Origin of the sequence: Winogradskyella sp. R77965, from assembly GCF_044594915.1 — a bacterium.
In the GTDB taxonomy this organism is placed as follows: Bacteria; Bacteroidota; Bacteroidia; order Flavobacteriales; family Flavobacteriaceae; genus Winogradskyella.
In genome coordinates this window covers 2,284,541-2,305,773 of record NZ_CP138990.1, presented here as the reverse complement: position 1 = coordinate 2,305,773, position 21,233 = coordinate 2,284,541, and the positions used below count along the sequence as shown (strand labels likewise).

Here is a 21,233-nt window from a genome sequence, read left to right as displayed (position 1 = left end):
TGTATAAAATTAGCAAAATTTTGCTTTTATCTTATCTACAATAGTTTGGGCGAGTTTAATATTACTTTCTACTGTCCAACCAGCAACATGAGGTGTAAGTAATACATTATCAGCATTCAATAGATATTGAAACGCCTCAGGCAGGTTTGATTTTTTACCTTTTCGCATCCATCTAAATTTAGGCTCGTCGACTTTAAATAAATCTTCAAAAGATGATTTTTCGTATTCTAAAACGTCGAGTCCAGCACCTAAAATTTTTCCAGAATCTAAAGCATCAACTAAATCTTGGGTGACTACACTTTTACCTCTAGCTGTATTAATTAGCCAAAATGGTTTTCTGAAATTATTGATAAATTCTCTATTTACCATGTTCATTGTCAATGATGTTTGTGGTGTATGCAAACTCAAAACATCTACATTTTCTTGAAGTACATTTAAGGCTACTTGTGTACAATTTGTATCACCGACATTGGCTTTAATGTCATAGCAAAATACTTGAACATCAAATCCCTTTAGCTTTTTGGCAAAGGCTTTTCCCATATTACCATAACCAATAAGTCCTATCGTTTTGCCGTCTAATTCTAATCCACGATTAGCTTCTCTTAACCATTTACCTTGTCTTACTTCTTTGTCAGCTTTATTGAGTTTGTTAAATAATGACAGTAACATACCCAAAGCATGTTCACCTACCGCATTTCTATTACCTTCGGGAGCATTGAATAATGAAATTCCTTTTGCTTCGGCATAATCACAATCTATATTTTCTAAACCAGCACCAACACGTCCAATAAATTTTAGGTTTTTTGCTGCGTCTAAGAACTGCTTGTCTATGGTGAATCTACTACGAATTATAATACCGTCATAGTCAGAAATTTTAGTCTCAATTTCTGATTTTGAAGCTGTATAATCTTCATGATTTGTGAAGCCTAAATCATTGAGTTGATTTAAGAGTAACTCGTGGTTTTTATCTAGATGTAGTATTTTCATGTTCACTTCCTGCGAAAGCAAGAATCTTATTAAATGGGTTCTTTATTCCTTTAATTCATTTTCAATCTTCTCAATAACTTTAGAGGTAGCTTCAGAGACTCTAACGCATTGTCTAAAGTAAAGTTGTGCCAAATAATTGCTTTCATAAAGTATATTTAGAAATTCAGCATTTTGTAAAATGTTATTATAGTCATTTGGTTTGTATGTTGGACCATTTAATAACTTAAAGTGCTTACGAGTAAATGGTAGCGTGGCGTTGGTAAATGCATTTGCTACTTTTGATTCTTGATCTTTTAAAAGCCAATAGTCTTCCTCATACAGCTTTACTAGATTAAGACGTAAATCCTTATTACTGATTATGTCTAGCCCTTGACTTTTTAGATTTTCGAAGGTAGCATAAGATATACCAAAAGAGTAATTACCAGTTGGCACATAAAAATACTGATCTAAAGAATCATGATACGAACGTTTGGCTTCTAAATGATCGATTAGTTTTTTGCTTTTAGATTGAAAATCTTTGAATTGTAATTTTCGCTTTTCTAAAATATCTCTATTAGATTCTAGACCTTGTTTTAATTCGTCAAGAACAGAGACCTCTTTTAAACCTTGTTTACGACCTTCATTCCAATTATTAATCTGAAGTGCAATCAAAATACCAATAACCACAAGGATAATTTCACCAATGGCGTATTTAAAGTATTTGGATGTTTTGCCTGTTTCCATGAGGTTATATCTTATTTTTCTGAAGAATTTTATCATAGTAATTTGTCTCCTCGAGCGTAGTCGAGAGGTTTTTAAATAGGTCTCGACTGCGCTCGACCAGACATTGGGCTAAATATTAGGATATTCAGTTTGGGTCATTTCATCTTTCACATCACCCGTATGTGCTGTATTTAATTTTTCGAATAGTAAAAGATGTACTTCTTCACCATCTTTAGTAGATGGATTGTGTTCTACACCTTTCGGTACAACAATTAATTCGCCTTCTTTTACGACCTCAGTTCTATCTCTAAATTGCATGTAAAGTGTTCCCTTAATAACCTGAAATAATTCATCTTCATCATCATGGCTATGCCATACAAATTCACCTTTAATTTTGGCAAGTATCACTTGCATGTCATCCACTGTGGCAATACGATGAGGATGCCATTGTTTTGAGAATAGCGCGTGCTTGTCTTTGATGTTTATTGCTTTCATATGTTAAAAATATAAATAATGAGATACTGAAACAAGTTCATCTTGACAAAGTTGATTAGGACCGCTTAAAATTAAATGCCTAAAATCATTTTTGCAATCCAGAAGTAGATTAAGATGCCAAAAATGTCATTACTTGTGGTAATAAAAGGGCCAGTTGCAATAGCTGGATCGATACCTCTTTTGTCTAAAAATAAAGGTACAAAAGTTCCAATAAGTCCAGCTACAATAATAACTGCAATTAAAGATACTGAAATAGCGAGCGCTGTATAAAAATCGCCTTTAGTTATCCAAACGAATAAAAACAGGAATAAGGCTAAAATTGTTCCATTAAGAGCAGCAAGTAACATTTCTTTTATTAACCTACCATTAATACTCCCTTTAACATCATCATTTGCCAATCCCTGAACAATGATTGCGCTAGATTGTACACCAACGTTTCCTGCCATCGCAGCAATTAGAGGTGTAAAGAAGAATAAAACAGCATATTTACTAAAGGATTCCTGAAAGCCTTCCATAATAATGAATGCACCAACTCCACCAATGAGTCCAAGAAATAACCATGGTAAACGTGCTCTGGTGAGTTCTATGATGCTATCATCGGCTTCTACATCTTGAGTAATACCTGCCGCTAATTGGTAATCTTTTTCAGCTTCATCTTTTAATACATCGACAATATCATCAATGGTAATTCGACCTAATAAGGTTTGTTCATCATCAACCACTGGTACGGCTTCCAAATCGTATTTTGCCATTACTTTAGCAACATCTTCATCATCATCGTTTACATGAACAAAATCTACATTTTCTTTAGCAATATCTGCAATCTTTTGATCGCTTTTTGCTACTATTAAATCTTTAAGAGACAAACGACCAATAAGTTTTTCTTCCTTATTGACTACATAGATAGAATGGACACGTGTTACCTCTTTAGCCTGACCTCTAATACGACGTAAACAACCAGCAACGGTCCAAGTTTCATAAACTTTAACAAGTTCTTTAGCCATAAGGCTACCTGCAGTATTTTCTTCGTAGGTAAGAAGCTCTTGGATTTCAGCTTTGTGCTCTTCGTCTTCTATTTGAGAGATTACGGCCTCTTGACGTTCTTCTGGAAGTTCTGCAATGATATCGGCAGCATCATCAGTATCTAACTCTTCAACTTCTTCTGCAATTTCCTTGGCGGATAAATTTTGAAGTATTTTTTCTCGATTGTCTTCATCGAGTTCCGTGAGGATATCTGATGTGGTATCAGAATCCAGAAGTTTAATGACATAAACAGCATCTTCGAGATCTAATTCATCTAGAATTTCGGCAATATCTGCGTAGTGATACTCATTTAAAAGGGCTTTAAGATCTTTGTCGTTTTCATCTTCGACAAGGATTTCTACCTTTTCAATAAGCTCATTAGTGAGATGAAACTTTATGTTATCTTGGATTTCTTCCACTTTGGATACTTACGTCATTGCGAACGCAGTGAAGCAATCTGTTTAATCAAAAAGAAAATTTGATGAGATTGCCACGTCCTTCGTCCTCGCAATGACAAATTAGTTGATGTCATTTTCTATTAACAACGTCAGCTCAATAAATTGTGAAACGCTTAATTGTTCTGGTCGCTGCCCAAATATAGTATTTGCTTTTAAATTATCCGACAGATTGAAGGTTTTTAAACTGTTGCGTAATGTTTTTCTGCGTTGTTGAAATCCGGTTTTTACAACTCTAAAGAATAACTTTTCGTCGCAAGGCAATTTGAAGTTTGTTTTTCTTTTCAGTAATAGTACACCAGAATCAACTTTTGGAGGTGGATTAAAAACAGTAGGTGGAACTGTAAATAAATATTCGGCATCATAAAACGCCTGAGTCAAAACGGATAAAATACCATAGACTTTTGAGCCTTCTTTAGAACAGATACGTTTTGCCACTTCTTTTTGAAACATCCCCGAAAACTCAGGAATTTGATGACGTAGCTCTAAGGTTTTAAAGAGAATTTGAGATGATATATTATAAGGAAAATTACCAATAATGGCAAAAGGTTTGTCCTTAAATACAAGGTTTAAATCGTATTTTAAAAAGTCTTTTTCTATAATTCTATCTGCTAAATTCAGATAATTATTTTTTAGATAGTCAACGGATTCCGTGTCGATTTCAATAACGTGAGTAGTTATATCCTTTTTGAGCAAGTATTTAGTTAGCACTCCCATACCAGGGCCAATTTCTAATACATCATCATAGCCTTCTAAAGAAATACTATCTGCTATATCTTGTGCAATAGATTCGTCCTCTAAAAAGTGCTGACCTAAGTGCTTTTTTGCTTTTACTTGATTATGGTTTGCCACGAATACTCTAATGATTTATTGGTTACAAGATAAGGAAAGACTCTTCGACTGCGCTCAGAGTGACATTATTATTTGAAATTCACAGCATACTCGTCAATAACTTCTAATTCTGTTCTAAAAGCAAGTGATTTGTCTGCAAAGCGTTTTAAACCATCACTTCTGAGTCGTTCTGCATCTTCAGCGTAGTAGGCGTCTAAAGCTTCTCTACTATGTGCTCTGTATTGAATAGAATAGGTGTCAGTTTCATCATCTGCAACTAAGACTTTGGTCAGTTTTGCTTCTTTAAATTTACCAGTGGCCAAAACTTCTGGAATGTGCTCTTTTATCCAGTCTAACCATTCTTTGTCTATAGTTTTATCGACGTTTACTGTGACGTTATATATGATCATGCCTTTTATAAGTTGTTTTTAATAATATTTTCAATTTTTTCTTTATCAAAACCAGACTCTAAATAGATTATATTTCCTTTTTTGTCTATAATCATAAAAGTTGGTGCTGCTCCAATAGAATACTTATTTGCTAGTTTTTTACCGTTATACAATACAGGATAATTTATGTTTATTTTGGCAACATATTCTTGTAGGTTTTTCCTTGAGAAATCCTCTCTGAACTCCACGCCGTAAAGCAAAAATTTATCATCTTTATATTTTTCATTCAATTTATTAAGTTCTGGTACAGCCTTAACACAAGGTCCACAAAACTTAAACCAAAATTCTAATAAAACTACCTTACCTTTAAATTTCGAAAAATCCACCAATTTATCATTCTCTAAGTTCGGAATCTTCCATTCTTCAATTTTTTGTTTTTCTGTTTCAGATATATTCTCTTTTGACTGTAAAGTCGTTTTCTCTTGCATTTGTTTGAGATAATCTTTAAAAGTGATCTTGGTATATTCTTTTGGAAGCAAATCTCCTAACCAAATTTTATTATCAACTTTGTAATTAAAATTTAAGTTTTCTATCGTTTTACTTAATGTTCCTGAAGGTCCATTTGGCATAACTATTTTACTTGGTATATTATCCGATTTATTAATGATTAAAGTATACTTATTGAAACCTGTATTTGATGTTTTAAAAGTGTTAATCTTTAGCCTCTCCCAATCAATAACACTATTCTTTAATGAAAACTCAAATTGATAATTATTTTTATCGTTGATTGTTATATCGGCTCTTCTATTGATTTCAACCATCTTATTGTCAATTAACAACGGCAACAACTCTCTAATTGAGAATAGAGTTAGTAATAAAGGGTTGTTTGGGTTTAAACGACCCTCTGTCACAATTAGTTTTTCCTCAACCATAGATTGGATATGGTGTTTACCATTATATATAAGTTCAGAGCCTTTATTTTTTAAGTAATAGTTTGGTGTTGGATTTTGAGGGTTTTTTGTGAAGTCAAAGAATATTTCATATTCGTCTTTAAAATAAGTAGTATTACTTTCTATTCCCTCATATGTTGAAGTATATAAAACACTTTGAAGGTTATTTAATTTATCTATAGTTTTTTGCAGAATCTTAACATCTGATTCTTGGCTATTGATGTATAGCGTTGTAAAAATGAAAATCAAATAAAGAATTTTTTTCACAACATTGATTAGTTAATACTATCACCACGTAACATCCTAAACTTCTTCCGAGCTTCAACAAAATAAATACTGTCTTCAAACTCAAAGATGATTTTTTCGTAGAGTTGTTTGGCATCTTCGGGTTTTGCCAAATGCGTATTGTAGAGTTCTGCTAATTGGTAGTGTGCATCATCTGCTAAAATATCCTCTTTATAATCATTTATAATTTCAAGATAGTTAGCTACGGCTTTGTTATATTGTTGTTTCTTTTCGAAGAGTTTTGCTTGTTGATATAACGCTTGGTCTGTAATGCTTTCACCTTTGTGCTCTGCCAAAATCTTGTCTAAAAGCGAAATGGCTTCGTCTGTTTTATTTTGAAAAGCATACAAATCTGCTTTGGCATAATATTTTAAGGCTGTTTGTGTGCTGTCTTCAAATTTATTATCTGAGATTAATAACTTTAAATCTAAAGCATCATTGGCTATGAGTTGAGATGTTGATGATTTTAAAATTTTGAGTTGTGATTCTGCCCAATCAAAATCCCCTTTATAATAACTTGTTTTAGCCACTTTAAATCTTGCTTCTTGTGCAATGGTACTATTTTTTAATTCTGCTTGAATCTGAGAATAGAAAATTAAGGCTTCGTTGAACTTTTCTTGAAGCACTAAAATATCTGCTAATAGTAATTTTACTTTAGCTTCTTGAAAGTTAGAAATATTCAACTTCATACTCTTTCTCAGAAATGCTATAGCACTTTCAGTATCCTTTTTAAAAAAGGCTAAGAATTCTCCATAGGCTAATTGCAGAGGCAAAGTTAGCCTGGATTTACCATATGCATTAAATAGCTCGTTATAACTTTTATCTATGCGTTTTAATTCCTTTTCATCAGCATTTTTAGTATCTATTTCTAGAATATACTGATGTGCTATTAAAGCTGTATCAGCATCTTGAGTAGTATTGATAATGTAATTAAAAATGTCTTTCGCAGTTTCATCATCACTATCATTATTCGCCGTAATTGCCAATTCTATAATACGATCTAAACTCTCAGGATTACGTTTGTAAAGGGCTTTTTCTTGAATAAAAGATTTATTATATGCTTTTTCTTGCACGTATAACCAACTTAACATTTCGTACCAATATGGGTTTGGTTCTTGTTGTATTTTCTTTAAGAGTGATCGCCTTAAATACGTGTTGTTTTCATTAGAGCTATTTTCTGAGATGAAATCGCTAATGGCGCGTTTAATATTGTTAAGGTAATTTGGTTTGTAAGCAATATATTCTATGTAGTTGGCAAACATTTTTTCAACATCACCTTGATCTCCGTAAATGCGTGCTAGTTGAATGCTATAATCTTTGTCCGGAGTCAACAATTTACCTTTCTTGTAAACTCTAATGGCCTGTTCTAAAAGAGAATGGTCTTCAAATTTTTTGGCAATGCTGTAAATATAATTGGGTTTCTTATCTACATATGTAATGGCTTCTTCGTATAACGTATTAGCTCTGTCCAAACTATCTTTAAGTTGAAAGTTATAGCCTAACTCAATAACTAACGTCGGATTCCGTCTTTTTTCTAATCGTTGAACTAGTATATGTTCGGCTTCATCCAATTGTTCTAACTGTTGATGTATTGCTATTAATTTATAGAAATATTCGTAGTGATAAGGTTTTTCTTTGTTTAAGTTTTGATATATAATAAGCGCTTTTTTAAACTCACCTTTTTTGTAATAGCTTTCACCCTGAGCTTCATTGTTTTGAGCAAAGCCAGAAAACCATCCAAAAATTAAAAGTAAAATGAAAAATCGCTTTTGCATGTTTGTGTTTTGTGTAAATATAACAAATGCACATACTAGATATTGTAAATGTTTTTATAAAAAAATGCCTAAACTTGTAGTTTAGGCATTTTGACCAGCAAAATAAATGTGCTATTAACCATTATTTGTTATAAATATGATTCAGTTATTCTGTCTAGGTTTTATTTACTATTTCTATTTTAAAAGTTAAAATAAGACTTTGCTTACCATAGCTATTAATGAAACGAGTAATACAATTCGTTTTAAGTTTTTCATCGTTAGGTTAATCCATTGGTTGGGATTGCTAACTTGATAAAAATAATCAAATTAAACGAAGAAATACATAAAAAATCGATAAAAAGCTTATTTTTTTAACAAATCAAAGTGAAATTGACGTTTAATCTATAGTTAAGAAATCATATCGAAGCCTGTATATGGTAACAAAACTTCAGGAATTTTAATTCCGTTTTCTGTTTGATAGTTTTCTAAAATACCAGCAAGAACTCTTGGTAAGGCTAAAGAGCTTCCGTTTAATGTATGGCATAATTCATTTTTACCATCACTATTCTTAAAACGCAATTTTAAACGATTGGCTTGATAAGTTTCAAAATTAGACACAGAAGAAATTTCTAACCAACGGTTTTGCGCTGTTGAGAAAACTTCAAAATCGTAAGTCATTGCAGAAGCAAATGTTGCATCTCCACCACATAATTTCAATATTCTAAAAGGTAACTTAAGTTCGCGTAGAATAATTTTAACATGTTCTATCATGCCATCAAAAGCTTTGTATGAATTATCAGGATGTTCTACTCTAATAATTTCTACCTTATCGAATTGGTGTAAACGATTTAATCCACGTACATGCGCACCATAACTTCCAGCTTCACGCCTAAAACATGGTGTGTAGCCTGTAATACCGATAGGTAATTCGGTTTCATTTAGTAGTACATTTCTAAATACATTTGTACCTGGTACTTCAGCTGTTGGAATTAAATACAAGTCGTCACGAGAATCGTGATACATTTGTCCGTCTTTGTCAGGTAATTGCCCAGTACCATAACAAGACGCTTCATTTACTAAGTGTGGTAATTGGTATTCGGTGTAACCAGCAGCAGTATTTTTATCTAAAAAATATGCGATTAACGCACGTTGTAATCTAGCACCTTTGCCTTTATAAACAGGAAAGCCAGCTCCGGTTATTTTATTACCAAGCTCAAAATCTATGATATCATATTTTTTTGCGAGTTCCCAATGTGGTTGAGCATCACTATGTAAAGTAGGTATGTCTCCTTCTTTATAGATCTCTTCATTATCCTCTTCAGATTTACCTTTAGGTACAGATTCATGTGGTACATTAGGAATTTTGTATAATAACTCCGTTAACGCATTAACTTTGTCATTTAACTCTTGCTCTAAAGCCTTTGTAGTTTCTTTTAATTGCGTTGTTTTCTCTTTTAAAAGATTTGCTTTTTGTACTTCGCCAGATTTAAATAAGTTACCAATTTCTTTAGATATTGCATTAGACTCTGCTTTTGTATTATCTAAATTAGTTTGAATCGCTTTCCGATCTTCATCTAACGAAATAGCTTCATTAATCATTTCGGTAGCATCGATATTTCGCTTTGCTAAACGTGCAATGACATCTTCTTTATTTTCTTTTATGAATGCAACTTGTAACATGTATGTAACTTTAAGTTTTGTGCCTATTAACGTAATAGAAACAAGCTACAAAAGTAAAAAGAAGAATAACCAGATAAAAATTAAAAGAAGTCTATTTTGAAGCTAATATCCAATCGTGATGTTTAAAGTGATACCATTCTTCATTAGCAATATCAACTTTTGGATCTATGAGTTGTTTTGCAGGTTTTCCATTGACACTAACAAATGACCTTACATAGACTTCTATAGGGATTCCTTTTTTTGCAAAGTCTTGTTTTAGGTATTGAGCAAATTGCCATATAACATCTGGTTTTGTGCTTGCGCTGCGTTGTTGTTTTTTAGTTAGATAATCGTTTAATTTAATAGGAATAGTATTATTAGTATTGGTATCGATTACAGAATAGTTAGTTCTGCCACTTTTAGCGCGCAGCATCATTCGCCAAGATAATCTATGACCTTCTTCGGTCCAAAGGACATCATCTTTAATAAAATGATGACGAAGCGGAAGTGCAATTTGAATTAGAAAATAAATTGAAAATAGAGAGACAAAAATGGTATTATACTTTGGTGTAATAACCTCATCAGAATTATAATATGGTTTTCGTTTTAGGAATATATTCCGAATGGTTTTAGGCTCAAAAAAGAACAAACTAAATGCTAAAGACAAATAAGGAAATATTCCTATTTGAAAAACAATCGAATTAAAAAGGTGGAAAAAGATGGAGGCAAAGAATGCATATTTACGAGTTGGTTTAAATAGTAGTAAAGGAATAATTAAACCATCAAATAAAATACCTCCATAAGCAATTCCGTAATGAACCCAAGACTGTTGTAAAAACTCACCTATAATCGGAAGGTTTGCTTTTCCTTTCATTAACAATTCCGCTACAGAAGCATTAAGCCAATCTGGATATAATTTTGCAATTGATGCATAACTGTAAAGGATAAACAATTGAATTACAAAAATCCATTTACACCAACTGGGCATAGAAATTTTCTTTAAGGATGGAGTAAGTTTAACATCAATGGAAGCGTAATGATTTGCAGGAAGAAACACCATTATAAAACTCAATATAGACAGTAAGTAGTAATGGTTATTATAAGATGATTTTTGCATTAAATAAGTGGCTGTCCACATTAGAGCAAACATTAACATGCTAAATCTGTATTTGTAACCAACCATTATGAGCAAACCAAAAATTGACATGATAATGTAATAGACGTACATCCAATTCCCAGGTAATGGTTGTAGCCATTCAAAACCAATAAAAGAAAATGTGAATTGAGGTTCTATTAATGTCCGTTTTACCCAACCTGTAAGAATGGCTCCAAAAGACTCTAAAAAACATAACAAGCCAAAAACAATTCTAAAGATTATAAGACCAGAATTATCAATATGTTTGAATAAAAATTTATTCATAATATTATTTTATATAGTCTAAAGCAGCACTTTTATCTTTATGAAGTTGCATTTTTAAAGCTTCTAGATTTTCAAATTTTTGTTCACTACGAAGACGCTTTAAAAACTCAATTTTTAATTCAGTATTATAAATATCTGCATTAAAATCAAAAAAATGAACCTCTACAGAACGGCTTTTTCCATTAACAGTTGGATTGGTTCCAATATTCATCATGCCGTAAATAGTCTTGTTTTCTATTTTAGATTTTACAACATAGACACCATCACTTGGAATTAATTTGTAAGACTCTTTGATATGAATATTAGCGGTTGGAAAATTGATAGTTCTACCTAATCCTTTTCCTTTTACTACGCTTCCTGTGATATAAAAATTATAGCCCAAATATGAATTTGCTAAATCTACCTCACCAACATCTAATGCGTTTCTTATTTTCGTAGAACTTACTGTAACGTCTTCTATATCTTGAGCTGAGATTTCTTCGACCTTGAATTTATATAATTGAGCAAATTCTTTGAGATCTTTAATATTAGCACTTCTGTTTTTACCGAAGTGATGATCGTAACCAATAACAATCTGTTTAGTATTTAACTCATCTACTAAAATATGTTTTACATAATCCTGGGCAGAAAGGCTGGCAAACTCTTTTGTAAATTCTTTTACGATTACCTTTTTTATACCAAATGATTTTAATAGTTCAATTCTCTCGTCTATAGTATTTAATAATTTTATAGAATCATCTTTTTTAAGTACCATTCTAGGATGCGGAAACAAGGTTAAAACCACAGGTTCGTAGTCTTGTTCTTTGGCAAGCGCAACAACGTGTTTTAATATTTTTTGATGCCCAATATGAATACCATCGAAGGTTCCAATTGTAGTTACTTTTGCTGATTTTGCATTCAAATTTAAACTGTATTGTCGTTTTTTAACTTGTAAAATTGTCTGAAAACAAAGCTACATTTTATTTTCCGTTAAATTGATTCATTGTATTATTAACACCAGCCAGAGCAAATGATTTTATAAGTGCAGCTGAAGTCTTTAGACGCTCGTCTAATTTATAATTTTCATCTTCACTCCATTCTCCTAGAACATAATCTACTTGTCTTCCTTTGCTAAATTCATCACTAATACCAAATCTAAAGCGATTATACTTTGTGGTTTGTAATTTATCTTGAGTGTCTTTAAGGCCGTTATGACCTCCATCACTTCCTTTAGTTTTTAATCTTAAAGCGCCAAAAGGTAAGTTAAGATCATCAGTGACTACGAGCAAATTTTCTAAAGGGACTTTTTCTTTCTCTAGCCAGTATTTTATGGCCTTTCCGCTAAGATTCATATACGTACTAGGTTTTAAAAGAATAAGTGAACGTCCTTTTATTTTTACAATAGCCATATCGCCTAACTTTTGAGTTTCAAAAGCAGCGTCTTCAGTATGAGCCAAATAATCTACAATTTTAAAACCTATATTATGTCTGGTGTTGGCATATTTTTCACCAATATTTCCTAAGCCAACAATTAAGAACTTTTTCATTTTTTCAACTTCCTTTAATTCTGTATTGTTACTAAAACCGAGCCAATTTTTTATAGCCTTCCACATAATTACAATTTCTGTAAAAATAAAAAAGCATTCTGTAACAGAATGCTTTTTAAATATTTGAAATAGTTTTTATCTATTCTTGTGGTGCTGCTCCTTCAGCTGATGGTGCATCTGCTCCTGCTTCTGCTGTAGCTCCTTCTGCTCCTTCTGCTCCTTCTTCACCTTCTTCTTCGTCTTCAACTTCATCAACAATAGCTAATCTACTACGTCTTACTTGACAAACAACCATATTATCTGGGTGTACCAATGAGTAATCTTCATTCATTAGTTCAGAAATATATACTTTATCACCAATTTTTAAAGGAGTGATATCTATTTCGATAAAATCTGGAAGTTTAGAAGGGATAGCTTTAACTCTCAGCTTACGGTAAGGTCTTCTTAAAGTACCTCCGTTTAAAACACCTAAAGAGTTTCCTACAACTTGTACAGGAATATCCATGGTAATAGCTTTTTTCTCGAAAATTTGATAGAAATCGATATGAAGAATTCTATCTGTTACTGGGTGAAATTGAATATCTTGCATTACAGCATTATATTTTTCACCATTATCTAAGGCAATCACAACTGTATGCGCGCTAGCTGTATATACAAGTTTAGAGAATGCCAGTTCTGGTGCTGAGAAATGTAATGGCTTGTCTCCTCCGTATATAACGCAAGGAACCTGACCAGCATTACGTAAGGCTTTAGTTGACTTTTTGCCTACGCTTTCTCTTTGAGATCCGTCGATTGTAATTGATTTCATTTTTTGAAATGTTTGTTTATTAAATATTTAATTCCCTCATTTTAAGGGCTGCAAATTTAGAAATATTAAATGAAAATACTAGTGTTTTGAAGCTATTTTTTATTCGAATTGGGTTTCAATAAGAATAGAGATAAAAGCACTAGTTGTTAAAGCATTGAAAACAGGATAAAAAAGCACTAAATTACATTACAAATTTATTGCTAATCGATTCATTATGATGCACATGATGCATCACTTCAGCAAATAAATTTGCACAACTAAGCACTCTCAGTTTTTCACTTTCTTGCTTTAATGGAATTGAGTTTGTGACGATTAATTCTTCTAATTTAGAATTTTCGAGTTTTTCGTATGCATTTCCAGATAAAATAGGATGAGTACAAATGGCTCTTACGCTTAGTGCACCGCGTTCCATCATTAAATCTGCCGCTTTGGTTAAGGTGCCAGCCGTATCAACCATATCATCTACTAAAACCACATTCTTGCCGGTAACATCACCTATAAGTTCCATATGAGAAATGACATTAGCTTTTGCCCGTTGTTTGTAACAAATAACAACATCACTTACTAAAGCTTTAGAGTATGCATATGCTCTTTTAGAACCACCCATATCAGGAGATGCAATTGTTAGATTATCTAAATTTAAACTTTTTAAATAAGGTAAAAATATAGTTGAGGCAAACAAATGATCTACTGGTCTTTCAAAGAAGCCTTGAATTTGATCAGCATGTAAATCCATGGTTATAATTCGTGTTGCACCAGCAGCTTCTAACATTTTTGCCACTAATTTTGCCGCAATTGGTACTCTTGGTTTGTCTTTTCTGTCTTGTCTTGCCCAACCAAAATAGGGCATAACAGCAGTAATATGTCTTGCTGAAGCACGTTTAGCAGCATCTATCATTAAGAGCATTTCCATTAAATTCTTTGGTCCTGGATGCGTAGAACCTATAATAAAAACACGTGTGCCTCTAATAGATTCTTCGTAAGATGGCTGAAATTCACCATCGCTATAAGTAGATGTAATTACATTTCCTAGTTTAACTCCGTAGGCTTTAGCAATTTGTTCTGCGAGATATGTGCTTTGGGTACAAGCAAAAAATTTGGCTTCTTTAGTTTTGTAAGACATTTGATATCAGATGTTTAGTTGGTGTAGTAATGGGATTTTTAGTTCCCCCAAATTTAGAAAATTATTTTACTACGAAAAGCATAAAACCCACTAAATTTAATTGATTGCGAGAAATAATTTTCTATTTTTGCAGTCCAATAAATTGCTCAAGTGGCGGAATTGGTAGACGCGCTGGATTCAAAATCCAGTTTCTTCGGAAGTGTGGGTTCGATTCCCACCTTGAGTACAGATAAAATCCATAAACTATGTTTATGGATTTTTCTTTGTCTTAAAATAAGGATTTAGACTTTTAGGTTATAGATTTTTGGTATGTTTTTTGTGGCTTTGTTAGGCATATCTAACTACAATCAACTTCATTATGACAAAAAAACCAATCCTCTTTTGTGCCATTTTACTGCTAGGAATAGGCATAATAAATGCCCAAAAACAATTAGAGTGTAAGACTAAACTTTCGCTATTTCATGATTCTGTTAAAGGAAAAAAATATGATGCTGCTTACGAGTCGTGGTTGCATGTAAGAAATAATTGTCCTGACCTAAGTTTAGCAATATATGCTGATGGCGAAAAAATTCTAAAACATAAAATTGAAAATGCCAATGGAGAAGTAAAGGTTAGTTTTATCGAAGCCCTTAGAGATTTATGGAAAGATAGAAGCCAATATTATAATAGCAGAACACCAAAGGGAGAATATGAGGCAAAAGCTTGTCAGTTATTATATGACTATAAAAACGAGTTAGGTAAAAATAATGAAGAATTATATGATTGCTTCAACCAAGCTTTTAATGGAGACAAACAAACATTTAAACATCCTAAAAGTTTGTACACTTACTTTTCCTTAATGGTAGATTTATTTGATGAAGACAGAAAATCATCGGCTGAATTATTCAATACATATGATGATGTTAGTGAAAAGATTCAAGTAGAAATTCAGAATTATTCGGAAAAACAGAATGGATTAATATTAAAACTTGAAAACGGTAAAGCATTCACCAATAAAGAAAAAAACAGTAAAAAAGTTTGTGAGAGTTACCTCAAAAACTATACACTCATCCAAAAAAATATTGATACCAAATTAGGTATTAGAGCAAATTGTGAGAACCTAGTTCCACTTTATACCAAGGATTTTGAAGTTTATAAAAACGATGGCATTTGGTTAAAACGTGCTGTTAATAGAATGCATCATAAGGATTGTACAGATGATCCGCTCTATGAGAAACTTGCGAAACAGTATGATGAGGTCTTACCATCTGCAGATTCAAAATTTTTTGTCGCCGGAATCTTAATAAAAAATGGAAAAACTGAAGAAGGGTATGATTATATGTTGGCAGGGTATAAATTGTTAGAAGATAACCCTTTTAAGAAATCTAAGATGGCGATTAGAATGGGAGTTTTTATGAAAAATAAGAAGCAGTATAGTAAAGCAAGAAGTTTTTTGTTAGATGCGCTAAAGTTAAATCCGTCAAACGGAAAACCTCATTTAATAATTGCTCAGATGTATGCTAGTAGTGCTAAAAACTGTGGTAAGGACAATTTTCATAAAAGAGCGGTGTTTTGGTTGGCTGCCAAAGAAGCAAAAAAGGCTTCTCGTGTGGATCCAACTTTAGAAAAATTAGTCAAACAGACAGTTGATAATTATGAAGCTAAGGCGCCATCTAAAGAAGATATATTTCTTAGTGGATTGGCAGGTAAAACTTTAAAAATTGGATGTTGGATCAATAGATCGATTGTGGTTCCTGAACTTTAATTAAGAAGAATACTCTTGCTTAAAAATATAACCGAAATACAGCATTGGTTGTAAGTCCTAGTGAAAATCTTGAGAATCTATCAACTGTATTATTCTCATTAATTCTGAAATAATTGTTGATGGTATTTTCTCTATCGGAAATATTCCAGAGTGAAGCTCCTACTTCAGACCTAAGTCCTTTACTGATTTTAAATTTGTAAATGGCAGAGGCATCTATTCTAAGATAGTCTCTTAAACGTTCTTGATTAGCAGAAGCAAAATTGACTTCACTATCTTCAATTTCGTTTCCAAATATTGGAATCGATGTTGGTTTTCCTATTCTATAATTAAGACCTGCTGAAATATCCCAAGAGTCATTACTATATGTGCTTCCTATGGCAAGGGCATGTGAGATATCAAAATTACTTGGAAATTCTGTTTCTTGTAAGGCATCAAAAGTGTAAGTGTTATTTACATAAGAATAACCCAGCCAACTCGTTATATTATCAAGCTTTTTTCTGACTAAAACCTCTAAACCATAAACATCATAACTCCCTGTTTCTCTTGCAAATTCGTATTTTGTAGTAAAGCTTTGACTTTGGGTTGTAATACCATCCACAGTTTTAAAATAGGCTTTAGTATCTAATAGCCATCCGTTTTTTGAAAAGATACCACCAACGGATATTTGTTTACTCTGTAAGATTGGAAGCTCATTATCATCTGCAAGTTGCCATCGTCTTTTTTCGATACCTAAGAAATCATTTTGAAAGTTAACTATCTGTGATGTGGTTTGATGCTTAAACTCACCCAAAGCCTCTATTTCAAAATAGTCATTTATTGCTTTTCTAATGCTTAATCTTGGCTCGATAATATACTTTTTAAACTTTGAGATATAATTAGCTTCTGATACCACCACGAATGGAAAAGTCATTATTTTCATTAGTATACCAGGCCTGAGCAAATACAGCGTGAGTTCTTAAAACTTCTTCATCGCGCCTCACAAATCTTGGCAAATCAATATCATTAAGATTTATGATTTCGGTTTCAATAAAATTATACCCCAAATTAAATTGCCAAAGGTTTTTTTGATACAAATTTTCTAATCTCATGTTTGTTTCTGAAACTACATTTTCTTGCAAAAAAAGTTGATTCGCCAAGACATCCGCATTTACAGCTTGTAATTTGTAATCTGTGTTAAAAACATTGAATATTGTGCTGAATTTTTCATTCCAGTGTCTTTTGTAGTTTAATCCAAAAGCTATACTATTTTGAGTGACATTACTATTTCTTGTTCTTGCAATGTCATCAACTATGCCTGTCTCATTAAAGCTTAAATTATTATCGATAAGAATAAAATTTAGTCTTAAAAAATCTTTTTCTGTTGGTTTGTAGAGCCATCTTAAGGACACATCATTAAAGTCGAATTCCTGATCAGAATTTGAAACTTCAGTAGTATTATTTTGCGCCTCTGTTTCTTGAGTTACACGATCGAAATAAACGTTATAGGTTGGTGTTCTAACCAAGTCGTCTAAGGATTTTCTAGCAGATAATTGTAGTGATGACTTTTCACTTACAGGAATGTCTGTGAACAATTCGGCATTCAAAAAATTAACTCCAAAAATACCTTCGAATTCAGAGTTAAGAGTTTTCTCAGTTTGCATATGTATGGTACCCGAAATACCATCTGTATATGTAACATCAGTTCCATTATTAATGACACTTGCTGTTTGTGTCATATGTGGATTAAAACTCGAAATGAGACCGAAAAAATGACCAGTTTGGTACATCTTTATATCATCCCAAAGTATAAGGTTTTGGTCGTTAGAGCCACCTCTAATATTTATATTAGACACGGTCTCATCGGCGCTTAAAACACTTGGTAATGCTTGTATGGTTTGAAGCACATCAGATTCTATAAGACCAGGCAGAAGAGTAAATTGATCAAAATCTATAGATGTAGTCCAGTCTTGTTTTTTATCGATACCTTTTACGAGATAGCTTTTTAGAAGAACTGTATTCATAAGTTCTTCTTGCTCTACCATAGGTAAGGTTTGGCATCGCTCTAAACTGAATAACTCTACTGATCGCTTAATAGTTTTAAAACCAATAAATCGTATTAATAATAGCTCTTCAGAAGATTTTGATTCTATCTCAAAATAACCATTTTCATCTGTAACGGCATATGATGATTCTCCACTTATTGTTGCGCCTTCTAAAGGTAATTCAGAGTAACTGTCTATGATATATCCGCAGACTTTGATGGGTTTGGATATTGTGATGATAGCATCACTTACACGATTAAATACAAGCTTAGTTTGCCCTTCTAGATTTTTAATTTTTGCAGATAAGTCTTGGTTGTCTGGTAAAGGAAATACCGTAATGTCATTTAATAGACCACTTTTATAATTAAAGATAATGCCATCAGATTTTGTAATTTCTGACAGCACATCTTTAAGCGGTATTTTTTGTTGTTGATTTTGACTTTGTAGGGCAAAATGTATTAGTAGGTATATAAAAAGTAAAAGGTAGTATTTAGTTTTTAGCATTCCTTAATATGACTTGGTCGTTCTCTATCGAAAAAGTCAAATTTAAGGGTTGCGTGATAGATTTTAAAGCATTTTCAAGATTATTATGCTCAAAAGCACCTGTAAAATTGATAATTGTATCTGTATTTGAGAGGTGTTTTACTTTTACATTGTATTGCTTTCCAAGTTCAGCTAATACGGCATCAAGTCTTGCATTATCAAAAACACTCATGTTCTTTAACCAATTTGGCTCTGAAATGGTGATGTCATTTTTCACACCATCATCATCTCCAGTTTCTAGAGTAAATTCCGTTCCGGCAGGTAATTTCACTTCTTTATTGCCATAGCTTACGCCAACTAAGCCTTCGTAACAAGATACTTTGAACATACCGTCTTTTGATATAACGTTAAATTCTGTTCCTAAAACGCTTACGATACCAAACTCTGTAATAACTTCAAAACGTTTACCTTTTTCTACATCAAAAAAGGCTTCGCCTGTAAGGTCTATTGTTCTTTTCTGATTCCATTTAGAGGCATTATATTCTAAACGTGATAATTCGTTAAGGTTTACGATAGAATTATCTGGCAGTGTAATAGTTTCAGTTTGGGCTAATTCAGTATTAAAAGATTGAATATTGTTTTGATTAAAAACAGTAAACAATGCTAATCCGACAACAAATACCGCCGCAATTCTCATGGCAACTGTCATCCAGTTTGTACCAGAATTGTTTTTCTCTGTAGTTAAATGCTTATCTAATTCTTCAAAAGAAACAACTTTGGCGTGATCTTCACCACTGTAATGTTGCGCCTCCTGAATAATCTCTTCATAAAGTTCAGCATCATCCATAGCTTTAAAGGATGCTTCCTCAGCTTCAGACAATTCGTCACTTAACCACTTTTTAATTAAATATTCGTTATCCATAATTCTGGCTTTATATACTTAAAACAACTGACTTTAGAAATGTCCCATAAAAAAATGGAATAATTTTATTTCTTCTGCTGTTCTACAATTAAAACAACTCATTTAATAAAAGTCCCAAACTATTTTTTATTAAGTTCTTCTAGATTGTTTTTTAAGTACTTCATCGCCGCATATATTCTATGTTCAGCCACTTTTTTTGTTATACCTAAAGTTTCAGCAACCTCTTTGTGCGTCTTACCATCTACTTTACTAAGCATAAAAGCAACACGTTCTTCTTCTTTTAATTTAGACAACACATGTTCAAAACGATTTGAGAATTCTTTTTTACGCATCACAAACTCTGGTGATTCGTTAGTGTAGTCTTTTGGTTTTACTTGTTGGTATTTAAATTTTACTTTTTGATGTTTCACTTCGTTTAACATCATATTATTGGCAGTGGTATGCAAATAGGTCTTTACAGCTTCGGGTTTAACTTTTGCACAATTCTCCCATAGTTTAATAAAAGCTTCTTGAACTTTATCACTAGGATTTAGTATATCACCGTATTTATAAAGTAAAATATTACTTAAGGTTTGAGCGTACTTTTCATAAAGTTTTGAAAAGCGCAGCTTATCACATATGTTATCATGAAGTGATTTAGGCAATTGCTATTAAATTTAATTAAGGGTGATAGGGATTGCAAGATAAAAAAATAAACTTTTCTTGGGACATTTAATTTTTGAATTGTTTTAAGAATAAATAAATCCCTTATCCCTAAACAAAATCCCTTGATTATGCATACTACATTAAACGAAGTATTAGTCCAATTAAAGTTAGAAAGCTCTAACTACAATCCAAATATGTCAAATGTATTGCAAGAATTGCAGACAAAAGGACTAAAGTACTAATTGAAAAAAAAATAAAATTTCTTGGGACATTTAGATTCTGAGTTGTTTTAAGAATAAATAAATCCCTTATCCCTAAACAAAACCCCTTGATTATGCATACTACATTAAACGAAGTATTAGTCCAATTAAAGTTAGAAAGCTCAAATTATAACCCAAATATGTCAAACGTATTGCAAGAATTGCAGACAAAAGGACTAAAGTACTAATTGAAAAAAAAATTAAAATTTCTTGGGACATTTAGTTACTGAGTTGTTTTAAGAATAAATAAACCCCTCATCCCTAAACAAAAACCCTTAATTATGAATACCACTTTAAATCAAACTATTACAGAATTAAAATTATCCCTCGTTTATTCTAAATCTAATTTAGATGAAGTTTTAACTTTGATGAAGACAAATGAAATTAACTATCGCATTGCGGTATAATTTAAGAAGATCGAAAGTAAAATTTTTATCTCACCTTTAATTTAAAAGAATATTTAAAAATGATTGATAGTATAGAAAAAAGCACGAAATATATCTTATATACCTTAACAATGACCAAGGAAAATGAATTGAGTCAATACGAGGATAAGATTTTGAAGCTAAAAGAAAAAATGGATCAAAATCCTGATAGTACTGTAATAGAGCATAAATACTTTCTTGCTAAAATGCGCTACGACCAATTAAAGAGAACCACTCAAGAATTGTTGGAGTTAGATCGAGAAATATTATACAAGAAAAGATTTAGACAAATTAGTAATTTAGAGGTCTCTTAAACTAGATCTCTA

General features: G+C 32.1%; 21 protein-coding genes and 1 tRNA gene. 4 read left to right on the top strand and 18 right to left on the bottom strand.

What is annotated here, in order from left to right:
* Positions 1 to 9: 9 nt before the first annotated feature.
* From SJY34_RS10250 to SJY34_RS10185, 14 genes are all read right to left on the bottom strand, one after another.
* Positions 10 to 987, bottom strand: coding sequence for a 2-hydroxyacid dehydrogenase (locus tag SJY34_RS10250; RefSeq protein WP_400075334.1), 978 nt, complete (start codon positions 985 to 987; stop codon positions 10 to 12).
* A gap of 42 nt (positions 988 to 1,029) precedes the next feature.
* Positions 1,030 to 1,710: a DUF6090 family protein gene (locus SJY34_RS10245; protein ID WP_400075333.1), complete on the bottom strand. Its 681-nt coding sequence runs from the start codon at positions 1,708 to 1,710 to the stop codon at positions 1,030 to 1,032.
* A 108-nt stretch (positions 1,711 to 1,818) separates the two neighbouring features.
* Complete coding sequence (locus SJY34_RS10240; protein WP_400075330.1) at positions 1,819 to 2,184, bottom strand: cupin domain-containing protein; 366 nt, start codon at positions 2,182 to 2,184, stop codon at positions 1,819 to 1,821.
* 71 nt (positions 2,185 to 2,255) lie between these two features.
* Positions 2,256 to 3,626, bottom strand: coding sequence for a magnesium transporter (gene mgtE, locus SJY34_RS10235; protein ID WP_400075328.1), 1,371 nt, complete (start codon positions 3,624 to 3,626; stop codon positions 2,256 to 2,258).
* A 99-nt stretch (positions 3,627 to 3,725) separates the two neighbouring features.
* Positions 3,726 to 4,514 carry a 16S rRNA (adenine(1518)-N(6)/adenine(1519)-N(6))-dimethyltransferase RsmA gene (gene rsmA, locus SJY34_RS10230; RefSeq protein ID WP_400075326.1) on the bottom strand — a complete coding sequence of 263 codons (789 nt, stop codon included), beginning with the start codon at positions 4,512 to 4,514 and terminating at the stop codon, positions 3,726 to 3,728.
* A 68-nt stretch (positions 4,515 to 4,582) separates the two neighbouring features.
* Positions 4,583 to 4,903, bottom strand: a complete 321-nt coding sequence (locus SJY34_RS10225; RefSeq protein WP_400075324.1) for a DUF4286 family protein — start codon at positions 4,901 to 4,903, stop codon at positions 4,583 to 4,585.
* A 5-nt stretch (positions 4,904 to 4,908) separates the two neighbouring features.
* A complete protein-coding gene (locus tag SJY34_RS10220; RefSeq protein ID WP_400075322.1) occupies positions 4,909 to 6,099 on the bottom strand; it encodes a TlpA family protein disulfide reductase in 1,191 nt (396 codons plus the stop codon).
* An 8-nt stretch (positions 6,100 to 6,107) separates the two neighbouring features.
* The gene (locus SJY34_RS10215) at positions 6,108 to 7,892 is read right to left on the bottom strand and encodes a tetratricopeptide repeat protein (protein ID WP_400075320.1); all 1,785 of its coding nucleotides are present in this window, start codon (positions 7,890 to 7,892) and stop codon (positions 6,108 to 6,110) included.
* 387 nt (positions 7,893 to 8,279) lie between these two features.
* Entirely contained in the window at positions 8,280 to 9,551 is a 1,272-nt protein-coding gene (gene serS, locus SJY34_RS10210) for a serine--tRNA ligase (RefSeq protein WP_400075318.1), read from the bottom strand.
* Positions 9,552 to 9,642: 91 nt separating this feature from the next.
* Positions 9,643 to 10,953: an HTTM domain-containing protein gene (locus SJY34_RS10205; RefSeq protein WP_400081368.1), complete on the bottom strand. Its 1,311-nt coding sequence runs from the start codon at positions 10,951 to 10,953 to the stop codon at positions 9,643 to 9,645.
* Between the two features lies 1 nt (position 10,954).
* Positions 10,955 to 11,851, bottom strand: a complete 897-nt coding sequence (locus SJY34_RS10200; protein ID WP_400075316.1) for a bifunctional riboflavin kinase/FAD synthetase — start codon at positions 11,849 to 11,851, stop codon at positions 10,955 to 10,957.
* A 58-nt stretch (positions 11,852 to 11,909) separates the two neighbouring features.
* Positions 11,910 to 12,476 (bottom strand): aminoacyl-tRNA hydrolase, encoded by a 567-nt coding sequence (gene pth, locus SJY34_RS10195; RefSeq protein ID WP_400075314.1) that lies wholly within the window; start codon positions 12,474 to 12,476, stop codon positions 11,910 to 11,912.
* Positions 12,477 to 12,615: 139 nt separating this feature from the next.
* A complete protein-coding gene (locus tag SJY34_RS10190; RefSeq protein WP_400075313.1) occupies positions 12,616 to 13,284 on the bottom strand; it encodes a 50S ribosomal protein L25/general stress protein Ctc in 669 nt (222 codons plus the stop codon).
* A gap of 181 nt (positions 13,285 to 13,465) precedes the next feature.
* Positions 13,466 to 14,407 (bottom strand): ribose-phosphate pyrophosphokinase, encoded by a 942-nt coding sequence (locus SJY34_RS10185; RefSeq protein WP_400075311.1) that lies wholly within the window; start codon positions 14,405 to 14,407, stop codon positions 13,466 to 13,468.
* Between the two features lie 144 nt (positions 14,408 to 14,551).
* On the opposite strand from SJY34_RS10185, the gene SJY34_RS10180 reads away from it, so the two are divergent.
* A tRNA-Leu gene (locus SJY34_RS10180) sits at positions 14,552 to 14,633 on the top strand.
* Between the two features lie 132 nt (positions 14,634 to 14,765).
* Positions 14,766 to 16,151 carry a hypothetical protein gene (locus tag SJY34_RS10175; RefSeq protein ID WP_400075309.1) on the top strand — a complete coding sequence of 462 codons (1,386 nt, stop codon included), beginning with the start codon at positions 14,766 to 14,768 and terminating at the stop codon, positions 16,149 to 16,151.
* Between the two features lie 19 nt (positions 16,152 to 16,170).
* On the opposite strand, the gene SJY34_RS10170 is transcribed toward SJY34_RS10175, so the two are convergent.
* The 4 genes from SJY34_RS10170 to SJY34_RS10155 all read right to left on the bottom strand — a co-directional run bounded on the left by SJY34_RS10170 (position 16,171) and on the right by SJY34_RS10155 (position 20,221).
* On the bottom strand, positions 16,171 to 17,061 hold the full coding sequence (locus tag SJY34_RS10170; protein WP_400075307.1) for a hypothetical protein: 891 nt from the start codon (positions 17,059 to 17,061) through the stop codon (positions 16,171 to 16,173).
* Positions 17,027 to 18,676 carry a carboxypeptidase-like regulatory domain-containing protein gene (locus SJY34_RS10165; protein ID WP_400075305.1) on the bottom strand — a complete coding sequence of 550 codons (1,650 nt, stop codon included), beginning with the start codon at positions 18,674 to 18,676 and terminating at the stop codon, positions 17,027 to 17,029. Before SJY34_RS10165 ends, SJY34_RS10170 begins: the two co-directional genes overlap by 35 nt.
* A complete protein-coding gene (locus tag SJY34_RS10160) occupies positions 18,663 to 19,577 on the bottom strand; it encodes a FecR family protein (protein WP_400075303.1) in 915 nt (304 codons plus the stop codon). The genes SJY34_RS10165 and SJY34_RS10160 overlap by 14 nt, the downstream gene beginning before the upstream one ends.
* A gap of 119 nt (positions 19,578 to 19,696) precedes the next feature.
* Entirely contained in the window at positions 19,697 to 20,221 is a 525-nt protein-coding gene (locus SJY34_RS10155; RefSeq protein ID WP_400075301.1) for an RNA polymerase sigma factor, read from the bottom strand.
* Positions 20,222 to 20,763: 542 nt separating this feature from the next.
* Between SJY34_RS10155 and SJY34_RS10150 the strand changes: the two genes are divergently transcribed.
* On the top strand, positions 20,764 to 20,889 hold the full coding sequence (locus SJY34_RS10150) for a hypothetical protein (protein WP_400075300.1): 126 nt from the start codon (positions 20,764 to 20,766) through the stop codon (positions 20,887 to 20,889).
* A gap of 59 nt (positions 20,890 to 20,948) precedes the next feature.
* Positions 20,949 to 21,221, top strand: a complete 273-nt coding sequence (locus SJY34_RS10145) for a hypothetical protein (protein WP_400075298.1) — start codon at positions 20,949 to 20,951, stop codon at positions 21,219 to 21,221.
* The last annotated feature ends 12 nt before the right edge of the window (positions 21,222 to 21,233 follow it).

Coding starts and splice junctions, on each gene's coding strand:
- SJY34_RS10250 (WP_400075334.1), bottom strand. CDS start 987: ATGAAAATACTACATCTAGATAAAAACCACGAGTTACTCTTAAATCAA.
- SJY34_RS10245 (WP_400075333.1), bottom strand. CDS start 1,710: ATGGAAACAGGCAAAACATCCAAATACTTTAAATACGCCATTGGTGAA.
- SJY34_RS10240 (WP_400075330.1), bottom strand. CDS start 2,184: ATGAAAGCAATAAACATCAAAGACAAGCACGCGCTATTCTCAAAACAA.
- SJY34_RS10225 (WP_400075324.1), bottom strand. CDS start 4,903: ATGATCATATATAACGTCACAGTAAACGTCGATAAAACTATAGACAAA.
- SJY34_RS10215 (WP_400075320.1), bottom strand. CDS start 7,892: ATGCAAAAGCGATTTTTCATTTTACTTTTAATTTTTGGATGGTTTTCT.
- serS (WP_400075318.1), bottom strand. CDS start 9,551: ATGTTACAAGTTGCATTCATAAAAGAAAATAAAGAAGATGTCATTGCA.
- pth (WP_400075314.1), bottom strand. CDS start 12,476: ATGAAAAAGTTCTTAATTGTTGGCTTAGGAAATATTGGTGAAAAATAT.
- SJY34_RS10190 (WP_400075313.1), bottom strand. CDS start 13,284: ATGAAATCAATTACAATCGACGGATCTCAAAGAGAAAGCGTAGGCAAA.
- SJY34_RS10185 (WP_400075311.1), bottom strand. CDS start 14,407: ATGTCTTACAAAACTAAAGAAGCCAAATTTTTTGCTTGTACCCAAAGC.
- SJY34_RS10175 (WP_400075309.1), top strand. CDS start 14,766: ATGACAAAAAAACCAATCCTCTTTTGTGCCATTTTACTGCTAGGAATA.
- SJY34_RS10170 (WP_400075307.1), bottom strand. CDS start 17,061: ATGACTTTTCCATTCGTGGTGGTATCAGAAGCTAATTATATCTCAAAG.
- SJY34_RS10165 (WP_400075305.1), bottom strand. CDS start 18,676: ATGCTAAAAACTAAATACTACCTTTTACTTTTTATATACCTACTAATA.
- SJY34_RS10160 (WP_400075303.1), bottom strand. CDS start 19,577: ATGGATAACGAATATTTAATTAAAAAGTGGTTAAGTGACGAATTGTCT.
- SJY34_RS10150 (WP_400075300.1), top strand. CDS start 20,764: ATGAATACCACTTTAAATCAAACTATTACAGAATTAAAATTATCCCTC.
- SJY34_RS10145 (WP_400075298.1), top strand. CDS start 20,949: ATGATTGATAGTATAGAAAAAAGCACGAAATATATCTTATATACCTTA.